The organism is Parahoeflea alexandrii (assembly GCF_024105735.1).
Classification (GTDB): domain Bacteria; phylum Pseudomonadota; class Alphaproteobacteria; order Rhizobiales; family Rhizobiaceae; genus Hoeflea; species Hoeflea alexandrii.
The window spans coordinates 725,477-738,198 of the sequence record NZ_JAAAML010000001.1; the positions used below are offsets into that span (position 1 = coordinate 725,477).

The window sequence follows — 12,722 nt, forward strand, 5'->3', positions numbered from 1 at the left end:
AGGGAAGGCGGATATGACCAAGGCACTTGAGAACAGATATCGCGGTACCGGCATGCCGGACCTTCCGCCGATGCAGGGGGTCGATGCGCAGGCCGTTGCGGCCTTGCTGGCGCAGTGTCCGAAACATCAGCCCACCCCCTTGCTGGATTGCCCGGAGCTGGCAAGGGCGGCCGGTGTTGCACGGCTGACAATCAAGGACGAGCGGGAACGGATGGGGCTTGGCAGCTTCAAGGCGCTGGGTGCGGCCTACGCCATTGCCCGCGAGGCGGCCGCGATGGGTGGCGATCTGCGAACGGCTCTCTCCGGCCGCACCTACGTGACGGCCAGCGCCGGCAATCACGGCATGTCGGTGGCGGCCGGCGCCCGGGTCTTCGGTGCCGGGGCAGTGGTGTATCTGTCCGAGGCGGTGCCGGCAGCCTTCGCCAGGCGGCTGGAGGCAATGGGCGCGCAGGTGGTGCGGGCCGGGGCCGACTATGAGGCCAGCATGCAGGCAGCCTCCCGCGCCGCGGACGCCCACGGCTGGACACTGTTGTCGGATGGTTCCTGGCCCGGCTATGTCGAATTGCCCTACAGGGTCATGGAAGGCTACCGGCAGATGGCAACGGAAATCGAAGCCCAGATCGACGACATTCCGAGCCACGTGCTGTTGCAGGCAGGGGTCGGCGGACTGGCGGCAGCGGTGGCCGGGCAATTGCGGCTTGCCTGGGGCGATGCGCCCGACATGATCGTGGTTGAGCCTGATGCCGCTCCGGCGCTGATCGAGAGCATTCGCGCAGGCAGGGTGGTGGTCACCGAAGGGCCGGACTCGGCCATGGGGCGGCTTGATTGCAAAACGCCGTCGATGCTGGCGCTTGCCGATCTTGCCCGGGACGCCGATCTTTTCGTCACCCTGAGCGAAGCCGAGGCAGCGGCGGGAACCGCGGCGGTGGTCGAGGCCGGGCTTGCCTCGACGCCGTCGGGCGCTGCGGGCATTGCCGCGCTGCTGGCCGGGATTGACGGCATCGGACCGCAGTCGCACGTTCTGTGTATCCTGAGCGAGGGGCCGGAAGATGCCTGAAAAATCGCTGATCTTTCCTTCCGGGGAATACCGGGGCCGCATCCGGGCGCTGCAGCGGGAAATGGCACGCCATGATCTCGATGCCCTGCTTCTGACCACGCCGGCGGATGTGTTCTACACCACGGGATTTCTCACCCGGTTCTGGGAGAGCCCGGCGCGGCCGTGGTTCGTTGTCGTGCCTGCTCAGGGAGATCCTGTCGCGGTGATTCCCTCGATCGGCGCCGAACTGATGGGGCGCTGCTGGATTTCGGACGTAAGGACATGGAATGCGCCCGATCCTGTCGATGACGGGGTGAGCCTTCTGGCTGACACGCTCACAGGCCTGGTGCCGGCCTCGGGCCGGATCGGCATTCCGATGGGGCTCGAAAGCCATCTGCGCATGCCGGTTGCCGATTTCCTCAGGCTGCAGGAGATGATCACGCCGCGCCGGATTGCCGATGGCACTGCGGCCGTCTACCGGGTGCGGGAAATCAAGTCCGAAGCGGAAATCGCGAAGATCCGCGCCAGTTGCGCCGTTGCCGATGCCGCTTTCGAGCGGGTTCCGGAGTTCGCAGGCCAGGGGGTGCCGCTTGCCCGGGTGTTTCGCGATTTCCAGGTGGCGCTTTTGCAGGAGGGGGCGGACTGGGTAAGCTATGTCGCGGGCGGCGCCGGGCCGGGTGGCTATGGCGACGTCATTTCGCCCGCCGATGAACGCCCGTTGCAGACTGGCGATGTCTTGATGCTCGATACCGGCGCGGTGCGCGAGGGATACTTCTGCGACTTCGACCGGAATTTCTCCATCGGCCGCGCCACTGACGATGTGCGCCGGGCCCATGCGGCTCTCTTTGCCGCTACCGATGCCGCGCTCGCCAGCCTGCGGCCGGGCATGCTCGCACGTGACCTGCACCGGATTTTGAGCGAGGCGCTTGCGCGGCAGGGCACCAAGACGGGAGGTGGCAGGCTGGGCCACGGCCTGGGGCTGACGCTGACGGAGTGGCCTTCGGTGACGCCGCTTGATGCGACCGAATTGCGCGAGGGCATGGTGCTGACGCTGGAACCGGGTGTGGAAATCGCGCCTGGGCGAATACTGGTGCACGAGGAAAACATCGTGCTGCGCGCCGACGGACCGGAGCTGCTGTCGTGCCGCGCGCCCGCCGAGATGCCGGAGATTTTAGGATGAAACTGGCGGGCTTCGATCTCACCGGACCGATCGGGACAAAGGCGACGCTGGGGCTGGTCGTGCTGCAGGCCGATGAGACGCTGGAGCAGGATTTCCGCCGGCTGTTTTCCGACCCGGATGTGGCGATCTACACCAGCCGGATCGCCTCGGGCGAGGAATTGTCGACTGATTCGATTGCGGCGATGGAAGCCGAACTGCCGCGCAGCGCCGGGCTGTTTCCGCGGGGCGCGCGCTTCGACGCGGTTGCCTATGCATGCACATCGGGCACGACGCTGATCGGAGCGGAGGCCGTGGCGAAAATGCTGAGGCGCGGGGTGGAGACACCGATGGTCACCGACCCGCTGACGGCGGCATTCGCCGCGCTGCGGGCGCTCGACGTGACCAGGCTGGGGCTGGTGACGCCTTACGTGGAAAGTGTCGCGGGGCCGGTGCGCGATGCCTTCATTGCGGCGGGCTTCGCGGTCGGGGAGGTGCTGACCTTCGGCGAGGAAGTCGAGGCGCGCGTGGCCCGGATTGCGCCCCGATCGATCGAGGCTGCGGCACGGGATGCGGCCGGGGGCGCGGACGCGGTGTTTCTCTCCTGCACCAATCTGAGGACGCTCGGGAGCATCGATGCGCTGGAAGCCGAACTGGGCATTCCGGTTCTCAGCAGCAACCAGGTGCTGGCCTGGCACATGGCCGAGGCGACAGGAGCGCCAGTGGCCGGGGATGCGCCGGGGCGGCTGTTCAGGGCGGGCAAGAGCGCATAGGCGGGTACTGTTGGATCATCCAAGCGACGGCTGGACCGAGCCCGCCTTTGCCCAGGCCGAAGGTTGAAAGGACGCCTGCTTCCAACTAGGTTGTTGCTGGACGCCCTCAACAGCGGGCGCTGCGTTTGCCGAGCCTCGCAGCATCAAGCGCCTGGTCGACATGCCGCTGTCGGCGATCTGCGGGTCATGTCGCGCGAACTCCCGAGGCATCTTGCCAATCAGCAAAGCCCGAAGGCTTTCGTTGCCGGCTGGACCGACCAACGACCCACTCAACGAGCGCAATGGCGATCGTTGCCCGGAGCGCCCGCGCCTCCCTAACACTTCCTTGCAAAGGAGTATCGACCATGCACGCCGGACTGATAGCCATCATTATGCTGCTGCCCTTCGCCCTCTTGTTCCTCTATTCGGGCATCCACGAATACCAGCGCTACAAATCCGAGGGCCGGGCGAGATACGGACTTGTGTACGATGAAGAGAGCGGTACGACCCACGTGACCGCTATTGCCGAGGATGCGGAGGGATACGATCCCGATGAGTTTGACCCCGGAGACCACAACGGGCGGGAAACAAGCGACGAGACCGCCGACGACAGGGCATAGAGCGCGGGAATCCCGATCAGACCAACAATTGTTCCGGTGAATTCATTGTGCTTTGAGTTCCCGGTGTCGTGACACAACAGGGCTGCGGAGCGCCCAATTGAGGCTGCCGAAGAGGCCTGACGGCAGGGAATACCTGGTCCAGGCTCGCCATCGTGCTCAGGGTCAGGGAGGCCTTCATACATTGCGCCAAGGCGTTCCCCTGCTCGCATCTGTCGGATCCCGAGCACCGTTAGGGTCGCGCCGACATGCCGTCGCCGGTCAAGATCACTCTCGAACAGACCACGGGCGCACCGGACGACGCCGAGAAAATGCGCAAGCTCGACCACAGCCTGGACGGAGACTGCCGGAAGTTGCTGTACCGGGCGCAAACCACTTGCTGCATCAGACTATTGGCTTGAGTACGTTCGGTTTCGGGTCCCGGAACCGGGAACAGGCGACGTACTGTCCGTGCGACAATCCCGCACCTTTGCAATGGGAAACTGATCTGCGAGTTTGACCGCGGAGGGTTTATGTTGAGGTCCAGAATTCCCGCATGGCAGCTGACAGTCGGCATGATTGGCCTTTTTGCGCTGATCATGGCCGGGTTCGCTCACAAGCCTGTGGACCTTGCAGATTCTCAGGATGCCGATCTTGCCGGATATGTGTTGCCGGACGGCACTCTTCCGGTTCTCTGCCTGACTGGCGACAATGACAGCGGCAGCGGCCAACGGGCCCATCAGGACGCCTGTGATTTCTGCCGCCTTGCCAGTTCGGTGGTTCTTCCCGCACCAGATCATTTCGACCGGGCTACCCGCATCGGGATTTCGCAACCGCTGCTTCCAGAGCAAGCCGAGCCGCTGCTTGCCAGGAAGGCTGATCTGCTGCCGCCGGTGCGCGGCCCGCCTTCGATTGCTGCATGACCCGTGAGTGCGCGGCTTGATGGCCGGGCATCTCATCAGACGGAAGCCGTGGGTGCATGGAAAGGCGCCTGCGTTACTTCACGACAATTCCAGCAATTCGGAAAGACTTACCCATGAATATCTTGAGAAACATACTCGCCACCATCGCTCTGGTGCTGGCAACCCTTATCCCCGCAGCGGCTGCCCAGGCTCAGGACGCCAAACCGGGCCTGTTCGTCAATCTCACCACTGACGACACCTGGGCTGCCGGTAAGGCGATCATGTTTGCACATCAGAAGGCACTGAAAAACGGCCACAAGCCGGTGGTCATCTGGTTGAATGTCCGTGGCGTGTACCTGGCTGACAAAAAGCGCCCGTCGCATGTACACGGACTGATGCGCGAACAGAACATGTCGATCCAGGACATGTTGACGGCCTTCATGAAGGATGGTGGAACCGTACTTATGTGCCAGGCCTGCTCGGCCGCAGCCGGATTGACCGTCGATGACTATATCGACGGTGTTGAAATGGGCAGCTGGCCGGTCGTGGAAGGATACCTCTTCGATCCTGCGATAAAGACCTTGTCCTGGTAAGGGCCAACCAGAACGGGCGGGCCAGTGTCCTTGCACAAAGCCCGCCCGAACGGCTTGTCGCAGCTTCTCACATCTGTCGAGCGAAGCTGAAGAACATCAAGCGCTTGGCAGCAGTGCATCGGCTTTCGGGCGGATGAGCCGGGTCTGCTGCCGGCCTGATTTTCCGATGGTGTGGCAGAGCAGGATCACCGGCAGCAGGCCGAAGCCGACGATCATCAGCGAGGGCAGGGCTGCCTGCTGCAGGCGTTCGTCGGAAGCGAGGCGATAGGCCTGGACGGCGAGCGTGTCGAAATTGAACGGCCGCATGATCAGCGTTGCGGGCAGTTCCTTCATCACGTCGACGAAGACGATCAGCAGTGCGGTCAGCAGGCTGGGGCGCAATAGCGGCAGATGGATTTCGACCAGCATGCGGCCTGAGGTGCGGCCCAATGTGCGGGCGGCGGCATCGATGTTGGGCTTGATCGCCGAGATGCCGGTGTCAAAGGCGCCAAGGGCCGCGGCGATGAAACGCACCATGTAGGCAACCACCAGAAGCCCGATGGAACCGGTGAAGAACAGGCCGGTGGAGACATCGAAGTTGGCCCGGGCCCAGGCGTCGACGGCGTTGTCGAGGGCTGCGAAAGGGACCAGCAGGCCGACCGCGATGACACCGCCGGGAACAGCATAGCCGATGCCCGCGGCGGCTGCGGAAAAGCGGGCGGCGAGGCTCGGCGCGATGCGGGCGCAGAAGCCGATGATGATGGCGGCGGCGACGGTGACGAAGGCGGTGATCGATGCCAGCGTCAGGGAATTCTGGACATAGCCGAGATAGCGCGGCGAGAAGGGCGATCTTCCGGCGCTGATCGCCATGTCGGCAAGGACAACGAGCGGAATGGCAAAGCCGACGGCGACCGGCACCATGCAGGCGGTGAAGGCAGCGGCTGCCCGCCAGCCGCGGAGTTGATGCCGCTCCATGGTTTCAAGCCGCGAGCCGGCCGGAAAGCGTTTTGCCGCGCCGCGCTGGGCGCGCTCGAGCAAGGCGAAGCTCAGCGCCACGACCAGCAGGCACAGCGCCAGCTGCGAAGCGGCCATGCGGTCGCCCATGGAGAACCAGGCCGCGTAGATGCCGGTGGCGAAGGTCTGCACGCCGAAATGCGCCACCGTGCCGAAGTCGGCGATGGTTTCCATCAGCGCCAGGATGACGCCGCCGGCAATGGCCGGGCGGGCCATCGGCAGGCTGACGCGCCAGAAGGCCGACCAGGACGTGTGCCCCAGCGTGCGGGCGGCGAAATAGGCGGTCGGCGATTGCTTGAGGAAGGCTGCGCGGGCGAGCAGGTAGACGTAAGGGTAGAGCACGAAGATCAGCATGGCGCTCGCGCCGCCGAGCGAGCGGACTTCGGGGAACCAGTAGTCCTGCGGGCCCCAGCCGGTGATGGCGCGCAGCGCCGTCTGCACGGCACCTGGATGATCAAGCAGGTCGGTATAGGCATAGGCCAGCACATAGGCCGGGAAGGCGAGCGGCAGCGCCAGCACGATCTCGAAGGTGCGGCGGAAAGGGAAAGAGCAGGTGGTGACCAGCCAGGCGGTCGAGGTGCCGACGATTGCCGTGCCGATCCCCACCAGCACCACCAGTTCGACCGTGGTCCAGGCATAGCGCGGCAACACCGTCGCCATCAGGCTGTTCCAGGTGTCAAGAGTGCCGGAGACCGCCGCGAACGCCACCGCGACAATCGGCGCGAGGCAAAGCAGGGAGACGATCCAGGCTGCGGTCTTGAGTGCGCGTTCGCCCACGGGCGGGGTCTTCCTTTACATTTGGCTCCGGGGCTGCCACCGGAGCCTCAGAATACAATCTGCGGCACAGGTCACAGGCGCCACCCGATGTTTGACAGCGGACGGCAGCTCGGTCAAAGATTGTGGAGTAATTCATACAGGTTTTAGCGTCAACTGGCAGGCAGGACTGGCACTTGCGCGCGAGTATCGAGAACGTTGATGATTGTTTGCCAGTGCAACCTTGTGTCGAAAGACGAGATCGAGGCTGCGGTCGAAAAACTGCTTGCCGAGGACCCCTGGCAATTGATCGTGCCGTCGAAGGTCTACCATTCGATGCGGATCCGTGGCCGCTGCTGCGGCTGTTTTCCCGACGTGGTGGACATCATCGGCGAGGTCACCGCACGGGTGAGAAACGGAGCGGAATAGGCGGTTGACACCAGGCTGCGGCATCGCCGCTGCATTGACGCGTCGGCGGCCATTGCTTAAGTCAGTCGGACAAACCGAATTTCGGCGCGCCAACCGATGCGCGCCACGTTTCAAAGGCAGTTGACTTCATGGATCTTCGCCCAGTCACCCCAACCTATTCCGTTTCAGGACAGATTTCCGCTGAGGATCTGGCCGCCATCAAGGCCGCCGGCTTCAAGTCGATCGTTTGCCACCGTCCCGATGGCGAAGCGCCGGACCAGCCGAGCTTTGACAGCATCAGGCAGGCGGCCGAGGGTCTTGGCATCGAAGCGCGTCACATCCCGGTCGGTCCGATGGGCGTGACCGCGGAGGCGGTGCGCGAGATGGTCGACGCGATCGACGAAATGCCGCAACCAATGCTGGGCTACTGCCGCTCAGGCGCGCGTTCGACGGCGATCTTCCAGCACACGGCGCATCTGCGCAACTGAAGGTGCGGAATGACGGCCCGGTGCCGGGGGGCGCCGGGTGAGGGACGCCGGCCTGAATACGGGCTGTTGCGGGGGGACGCATGCGCATCGAGGATCTCGCCAAGCCACCGTTCAATCTTGACGCCCCGGCAATCAGCTGGGTGCGGCAGACGCTCGGCCGGCTCAGCCCGGACGACAGGCTCCGGCAACTGTTCAATTTGCTCTCGGTCGGCGACGATCCCGAGGCGATCGCCAGGGTGCAGGCGTTCCGGCCCGGCGGGATCACCCGGATGCGCGGAGGCGACATCGCGCATGAGCGGGCGGTCATCGACGATTTCAACGTGAAAGCCCAGGTGCCGCTGCTGGTGTCGGCGGATCTCGAAGGCAGCCGAATGAGTCTGGCGGGCGGCGCCGAATGGCCCAACCCGCTGGCGCTGGCGGCGATCGACGATCTCGAGGTGACCGAGACCGTCAGCCGGATGATGGCGGAGGAGGCGCGCGCCGCAGGCATCAACTGGAGCTTCACGCCGGTTCTCGACATCAATGCCGCCTGGCGCAGCCCGATCGTCGCCACCCGCGGCTTCGGCTCGGACCCGGAGGTGATCGCGCGGCATGCGCTGACCCAGATGCGGGTGTTCCAGCGCCATGGCATCGCGTCAGCGGTCAAGCACTGGCCGGGCGAGGGCCATGACGACCGCGATCAGCATCTGGTGACCACGATCAATCCGCTGTCGATGGACGAGTGGGAAGCAAGCTTCGGGCGGCTTTATCGTGGCGCGATCGAGGCCGGAGTGATGTCGGTGATGTCGGCGCATATCGCGCTGCCCGCCTTCGTGCGCGAGCAGGCGGGGGATGGTGCGGGCGTGGAAGCGTTCCGGCCGGCCTCGATCAGCCGAATTCTCAACGACGACCTGCTGCGCAGGCGGCTCGGGTTCAACGGGTTGATCGTCTCGGACGCCACGGCGATGGCCGGGCTCGGAGCCTGGTCGAAGCGCTCGGAGCATCTGCCCGAAATCATCGCCTCGGGTTGCGACGTGATCCTGTTTTCAAACGATCCAGAACAGGATCTGCGCTTTCTTGAGGCAGCCCTTGCCGACGGACGGCTGACCTGGGAGCGGGTTGACGAGGCGGTGATGCGCCAGCTCGGCCTGAAGGCGGCGCTCGGGCTGCATGCGGCCGCGGAGCCACCCCGGCGGACCGAACCGGAAGCCGCGAAAGCCTATGCGGCTGAGGTGGCGCGGCGGGCGCCGACGCTGGTCAAGGACGTGCGAGACCTGTTGCCGCTCGATCCCGACAGCCACAAGCGGGTGCTGGTGATTTCCGGCGGCATCGTGTTCCCGTTCCTGCCCGAGCCCTTGCCGTTCGCGCTGCCGGACATGTTTGCCGATAAGGGCTTCGAGATCACCATGCATGAGCCGGGGATGGACGTCAGGGCGGAAAAATTCGATCTGATCCTCTATTTGTTCGGCGACGAGACGCTTCTGACGCGCGGGCGGATCTTTCTCGACTGGCTGGGGCTGACCGGGCATTTCGGTGCGGCGATGGCGCGGCACTGGCACGAGATCCCCACCGTGATGATCTCGTTTGGTTATCCCTACCTGCTCTACGATGCGCCGCGGGTGCCGACCTATATCAACGCCTATTCGACGACGGAGACCATGCAGCGCGCGGTGGCCGATCTGCTGACCGGCGAAGGTGAATGGAACAGCAACAACCCGGTCGACCCGTTCTGCGGGCTCGAAGATGCGCGCTACTGAATTCAGCTCCCGGGTTCGGGCGCGGGGGCCGGCTGGGCCACCTGCTCGCGTCGTGCTCGGTGATGGCGCTGCCACTTGAGGAAGCCGAGATAGGCAACCTGCGCCATCTGCCTGATCACCGGCAGGCGGAACAGGAAGGCGAAATATCTGAACCCGGGCAGCACCCGCCAGATCGCGGCGAAGGCATCGACGCCGATCTGCCACGGCCCGTCCGCCTCGCGCGCATGAAACCGGCCGAGAAGATCGGCGCGGCTCTTGTCCGGGGGCAGATCGCCATCGGCGAGGGCGGTGATGTCGATCCAATCGATTCGGCCGTCGCGGTCGATGCGGCGATAGAGCGCCACTTCCTGGCGGCAGACGGGGCAGTCGCCGTCATACCAGACGGAAAGCGGGATTGCTGGCTGTGTGCTGTTCATGAGCGCCAATCTGGTGCGGCAGGTCGCCGGGACAAGGGGCGATTGGCCGCAGGGGAACGGTTGATGCAAACCCCGGGTTCTACAGGCGTCGAGGCTTTCGCCCAATCGGGAGGCGGGCTGCGATGGTTGGGTGTGCGGTCAGGTTCCGTCCCTGGCCGCAAGAAGCGCCTCAAGTTCGGCTATTCGAGCGTCGCGCTTGGCGAGGACGCGGGCGACATCGTCGGCCTCGAAGCGCTGCGGTATGTGCTGCGGGCAATTGACATCCCATGCCTCTACCTCGAATAGGACAATCTGCTCGGGCCTTGCCCGGTAGCCTTCCAGCATCAGGCGGGACAGGAGCGCGGGCGTTGCCTCGACCATTTTCGCCGTACCCCAGATCTTGATGCGCCGTTGCAGCACATAATCGATCAGGAAGATGAAGGCTTTCGGATTGTCTTCAAGATTGCCCGTGGTGATGAACTGGCGGTTGCCCTTGAAATCGGCGAAGCCCAGCGTTTGATTGTCGAGCACACGGAGAAATCCCGGCGGACCGCCGCGATGCTGGACATAGGGCTGGCCCTCGCTGTTGGCGGTGGCGAGGAAAAAGCTCCTGACCTGTTCGATGAAGGCCGCGAGGTCCGGCTCGATCGCCGTCTGCCAGCCGCCGCGTTGTTCCATCCCGGCATAGGTGGCGCGCGACCCCTTGCGGCTCTGGATGGCCTTGACGGTCGGGGTGAAGGCGATGTCGCTCGCAGGGGGCTGGCTGGGCTTCATGGTGTTCTCGCTCTTTGCTTACAGGCCGAGTTCGCTCAGGCCGGGATGATCATCCGGGCGGCGTCCCATGGGCCAGTCGAACAGGCGCTCGTCGGCGCTGATCGGAAGATCGTTGATCGAGGCGATGCGCAACCGCATCAGGCCGCGGGCATCGAACTGCCAGTTCTCGTTGCCGAAGCTGCGGAACCAGTGGCCGCTGTCATCGCGCCACTCATAGGCGAAGCGGGCGGCGATGCGATTGTGATGGAAGGCCCAGACTTCCTTGATCAGCCGGTATTCGAGTTCTCGCGCCCATTTCCGTGTCAGGAATTCGACGATTGCGGGGCGTCCGGTGAGGAATTCGGCACGGTTGCGCCACTGGCTGTCGGGCGTATAGGCGAGCGAGACGCGCTCCGGGTCGCGGCTGTTCCAGGCGTCCTCGGCGAGGCGTGCCTTCTCGGCGGCGGTTTGATCCGTAAATGGCGGCAGGGGCGGGCGGGCAGTTTCCGGTGTCGGCATGATCGTGTCCTTCAAGGTGGAAGGGGCGCCATTGCCGGCGCCCCGGGGTGAACAATCAGGCGGCCTGGCTGACCGGCACGGCGGGGAAATCGACTTCCGTCCCGAACACCTCGTTGATGTAGTTGGTGAGCGTGTTGAGCGCGACGTGGGCGACGATCTCGACAATCTCGGCATCGGAATAGCCGGCGCCACGCACCCGGGCGAAGTCGGCATCGGTGACGGCGCCGCGGTCGAGCGTCACCTTCCTTGCGAAGCTTACAGCGGCATCCGCCTTGGGGTCGCTCGAACGGCCATTGCGGTTCGCGGCGATCTCGGCGTCGGCGAGCTTGGCGACGTTCTTGCCCAGATAGGTGTGGGCGGCGAGGCAGTAGCGGCAGCCATTGACCTCGGCCACGGCAAGGGCAATGCGTTCGCGGGTGGCTGCGTCAAGCGCGCCCTTGGCGAGCGCGCCGTTGAGGCTGAGATAGCCTTCGAGCGCGGCAGGGCTGGTGGCGGTGATGCGGAAGAGGTTCGGGGCGGAACCGAGCTGCTTCTTGACGGCCTCGAGCAGCGGCTGTGCTGCTGCAGGGGCGGCGGCGATCGTTGCGGGCGTTGGGATACGGGACATTGGTTTGATCTCCTGTCTGGTGCACGGCACGTGCCGCGCTTCACAGGAGGCAATATGATTGTTTCCCAAAATTAGAGAATATACTATTGATTCCATATACCATTGCAAATATCGGGATAATGAAAATGGATCGATTTGACGCCATCGGGGCCTTCATCGCGGTCTCGGAACTGAACGGGTTTGCGCCCGCCGCACGGAAGCTGGGGATGTCGACCTCGGCGATCACCCGTCACGTGGCGGCGCTGGAGGAGCGGCTGGGGGTGCGGCTCCTGAACCGGACCACCCGCGCAGTCAGCCTCACGGATGCGGGATTGAGGTTCCTCGAGCGCAGCCGTCGCATCATGGCCGATCTCGAGGACGCCGAGCAGATGGCCGAAAGCGAGCGCGGCGAACCGATGGGACGTCTGGTCGTCACCGCGCCGCAGGTCTTCGGGCGATTGCATGTCGCGCCGCTGATCTGCGAATTCATGACACGGCATCCGAAAGTGAGCGCCGAACTGACGCTGTCCGACCGGAACGTCAATCTTGTCGAGGACGGGATCGATATCGCCATCCGCATCGGCAATCTTGCCGATTCAAGCGATATCGTGCGCAAGGTGGGAGCCGTGCGCCGGGTGCTGGTGGCGTCGCCTGACTATCTTTCTCGCCAGGGCGTGCCGCGCAGCACCGAGGACCTCAGGCAGCACCGCCTGATTTCGTTCACGGCACTGACCGCTGACGATCACTGGCGTTTCCGGGTCGGGGGCGCATCGGTCGGGGTGGCGGTCGAGCCCAGCTATGCGACAAACAGCGCTGATGCCGCAATCTGGCACGCGACACAGGGCGGCGGCCTGACGATGGCGCTGAGCTATCAGGTCGCCGATCATCTCCGCGACGGCCGGCTTTCGCTGGTCATGGCCGACCACGAGCCCGACCCCTATCCGGTCCAGTTCATCTATCCGAGTTCGCGCCTGCTCTCGGTCAAGGTGCGCGCCTTCATGGAGCAGGCAAGTGCGACGCAGAACTGGGACTTCCGGACCCTTGCGGGAAAGTGAA

Annotated in this window: 14 protein-coding genes and 1 pseudogene; 10 read left to right on the forward strand and 5 right to left on the reverse strand. The window is 64.6% G+C overall.

Going from position 1 to position 12,722, the window contains the following annotated elements; translation table 11 throughout:
• Nucleotides 1-13: 13 nt before the first annotated feature.
• From GTW23_RS03315 to GTW23_RS03340, 6 genes are all read left to right on the forward strand, one after another.
• A complete protein-coding gene (locus tag GTW23_RS03315; protein WP_252914609.1) occupies nucleotides 14-1,057 on the forward strand; it encodes a pyridoxal-phosphate dependent enzyme in 1,044 nt (347 codons plus the stop codon).
• Entirely contained in the window at nucleotides 1,050-2,216 is a 1,167-nt protein-coding gene (locus tag GTW23_RS03320; RefSeq protein ID WP_252914610.1) for a M24 family metallopeptidase, read from the forward strand. Before GTW23_RS03315 ends, GTW23_RS03320 begins: the two co-directional genes overlap by 8 nt.
• The gene (locus GTW23_RS03325; RefSeq protein WP_252914611.1) at nucleotides 2,213-2,965 is read left to right on the forward strand and encodes a maleate cis-trans isomerase family protein; all 753 of its coding nucleotides are present in this window, start codon (nucleotides 2,213-2,215) and stop codon (nucleotides 2,963-2,965) included. Before GTW23_RS03320 ends, GTW23_RS03325 begins: the two co-directional genes overlap by 4 nt.
• Before the next feature lie 344 nt (nucleotides 2,966-3,309).
• Nucleotides 3,310-3,564: a single stranded DNA-binding domain-containing protein gene (locus GTW23_RS03330; protein WP_252914612.1), complete on the forward strand. Its 255-nt coding sequence runs from the start codon at nucleotides 3,310-3,312 to the stop codon at nucleotides 3,562-3,564.
• Nucleotides 3,565-4,115: 551 nt separating this feature from the next.
• Nucleotides 4,116-4,463, forward strand: a complete 348-nt coding sequence (locus tag GTW23_RS03335; protein WP_252914613.1) for a hypothetical protein — start codon at nucleotides 4,116-4,118, stop codon at nucleotides 4,461-4,463.
• 113 nt (nucleotides 4,464-4,576) lie between these two features.
• Nucleotides 4,577-5,035 carry a DsrE family protein gene (locus GTW23_RS03340; protein ID WP_152007843.1) on the forward strand — a complete coding sequence of 153 codons (459 nt, stop codon included), beginning with the start codon at nucleotides 4,577-4,579 and terminating at the stop codon, nucleotides 5,033-5,035.
• Nucleotides 5,036-5,131: 96 nt separating this feature from the next.
• Here GTW23_RS03340 and GTW23_RS03345 read toward each other — a convergent pair whose 3' ends face one another.
• Nucleotides 5,132-6,805: an ABC transporter permease gene (locus tag GTW23_RS03345; RefSeq protein WP_252914614.1), complete on the reverse strand. Its 1,674-nt coding sequence runs from the start codon at nucleotides 6,803-6,805 to the stop codon at nucleotides 5,132-5,134.
• 198 nt (nucleotides 6,806-7,003) lie between these two features.
• Here GTW23_RS03345 and GTW23_RS03350 point away from each other — a divergent pair.
• The 3 genes and pseudogenes from GTW23_RS03350 to GTW23_RS03360 all read left to right on the forward strand — a co-directional run.
• Nucleotides 7,004-7,183 (forward strand): annotated as a pseudogene (locus GTW23_RS03350) ((2Fe-2S)-binding protein); the annotation flags it as partial.
• Between the two features lie 155 nt (nucleotides 7,184-7,338).
• The gene (locus GTW23_RS03355) at nucleotides 7,339-7,677 is read left to right on the forward strand and encodes a protein tyrosine phosphatase family protein (RefSeq protein WP_152007846.1); all 339 of its coding nucleotides are present in this window, start codon (nucleotides 7,339-7,341) and stop codon (nucleotides 7,675-7,677) included.
• A gap of 80 nt (nucleotides 7,678-7,757) precedes the next feature.
• The gene (locus GTW23_RS03360; protein WP_252914615.1) at nucleotides 7,758-9,413 is read left to right on the forward strand and encodes a glycoside hydrolase family 3 protein; all 1,656 of its coding nucleotides are present in this window, start codon (nucleotides 7,758-7,760) and stop codon (nucleotides 9,411-9,413) included.
• 2 nt (nucleotides 9,414-9,415) lie between these two features.
• On the opposite strand, the gene GTW23_RS03365 is transcribed toward GTW23_RS03360, so the two are convergent.
• The 4 genes from GTW23_RS03365 to GTW23_RS03380 all read right to left on the reverse strand — a co-directional run bounded on the left by GTW23_RS03365 (nucleotide 9,416) and on the right by GTW23_RS03380 (nucleotide 11,687).
• On the reverse strand, nucleotides 9,416-9,829 hold the full coding sequence (locus GTW23_RS03365) for a thiol-disulfide oxidoreductase DCC family protein (protein ID WP_252914616.1): 414 nt from the start codon (nucleotides 9,827-9,829) through the stop codon (nucleotides 9,416-9,418).
• 138 nt (nucleotides 9,830-9,967) lie between these two features.
• Nucleotides 9,968-10,582: a pyridoxamine 5'-phosphate oxidase family protein gene (locus GTW23_RS03370; RefSeq protein ID WP_252914617.1), complete on the reverse strand. Its 615-nt coding sequence runs from the start codon at nucleotides 10,580-10,582 to the stop codon at nucleotides 9,968-9,970.
• Nucleotides 10,583-10,600: 18 nt separating this feature from the next.
• The gene (locus tag GTW23_RS03375) at nucleotides 10,601-11,080 is read right to left on the reverse strand and encodes a nuclear transport factor 2 family protein (protein ID WP_252914618.1); all 480 of its coding nucleotides are present in this window, start codon (nucleotides 11,078-11,080) and stop codon (nucleotides 10,601-10,603) included.
• Nucleotides 11,081-11,135: 55 nt separating this feature from the next.
• On the reverse strand, nucleotides 11,136-11,687 hold the full coding sequence (locus GTW23_RS03380; protein ID WP_252914619.1) for a carboxymuconolactone decarboxylase family protein: 552 nt from the start codon (nucleotides 11,685-11,687) through the stop codon (nucleotides 11,136-11,138).
• Nucleotides 11,688-11,812: 125 nt separating this feature from the next.
• Here GTW23_RS03380 and GTW23_RS03385 point away from each other — a divergent pair, with 125 nt between their 5' ends.
• A complete protein-coding gene (locus GTW23_RS03385; protein ID WP_252914620.1) occupies nucleotides 11,813-12,721 on the forward strand; it encodes a LysR family transcriptional regulator in 909 nt (302 codons plus the stop codon).
• The last annotated feature ends 1 nt before the right edge of the window (nucleotide 12,722 follow it).

Coding starts and splice junctions, on each gene's coding strand:
- GTW23_RS03375 (WP_252914618.1), bottom strand. CDS start 11,080: ATGCCGACACCGGAAACTGCCCGCCCGCCCCTGCCGCCATTTACGGAT.
- GTW23_RS03355 (WP_152007846.1), top strand. CDS start 7,339: ATGGATCTTCGCCCAGTCACCCCAACCTATTCCGTTTCAGGACAGATT.
- GTW23_RS03380 (WP_252914619.1), bottom strand. CDS start 11,687: ATGTCCCGTATCCCAACGCCCGCAACGATCGCCGCCGCCCCTGCAGCA.
- GTW23_RS03385 (WP_252914620.1), top strand. CDS start 11,813: ATGGATCGATTTGACGCCATCGGGGCCTTCATCGCGGTCTCGGAACTG.
- GTW23_RS03320 (WP_252914610.1), top strand. CDS start 1,050: ATGCCTGAAAAATCGCTGATCTTTCCTTCCGGGGAATACCGGGGCCGC.
- GTW23_RS03330 (WP_252914612.1), top strand. CDS start 3,310: ATGCACGCCGGACTGATAGCCATCATTATGCTGCTGCCCTTCGCCCTC.
- GTW23_RS03335 (WP_252914613.1), top strand. CDS start 4,116: ATGATTGGCCTTTTTGCGCTGATCATGGCCGGGTTCGCTCACAAGCCT.
- GTW23_RS03315 (WP_252914609.1), top strand. CDS start 14: ATGACCAAGGCACTTGAGAACAGATATCGCGGTACCGGCATGCCGGAC.
- GTW23_RS03360 (WP_252914615.1), top strand. CDS start 7,758: ATGCGCATCGAGGATCTCGCCAAGCCACCGTTCAATCTTGACGCCCCG.
- GTW23_RS03365 (WP_252914616.1), bottom strand. CDS start 9,829: ATGAACAGCACACAGCCAGCAATCCCGCTTTCCGTCTGGTATGACGGC.
- GTW23_RS03370 (WP_252914617.1), bottom strand. CDS start 10,582: ATGAAGCCCAGCCAGCCCCCTGCGAGCGACATCGCCTTCACCCCGACC.
- GTW23_RS03340 (WP_152007843.1), top strand. CDS start 4,577: ATGAATATCTTGAGAAACATACTCGCCACCATCGCTCTGGTGCTGGCA.
- GTW23_RS03325 (WP_252914611.1), top strand. CDS start 2,213: ATGAAACTGGCGGGCTTCGATCTCACCGGACCGATCGGGACAAAGGCG.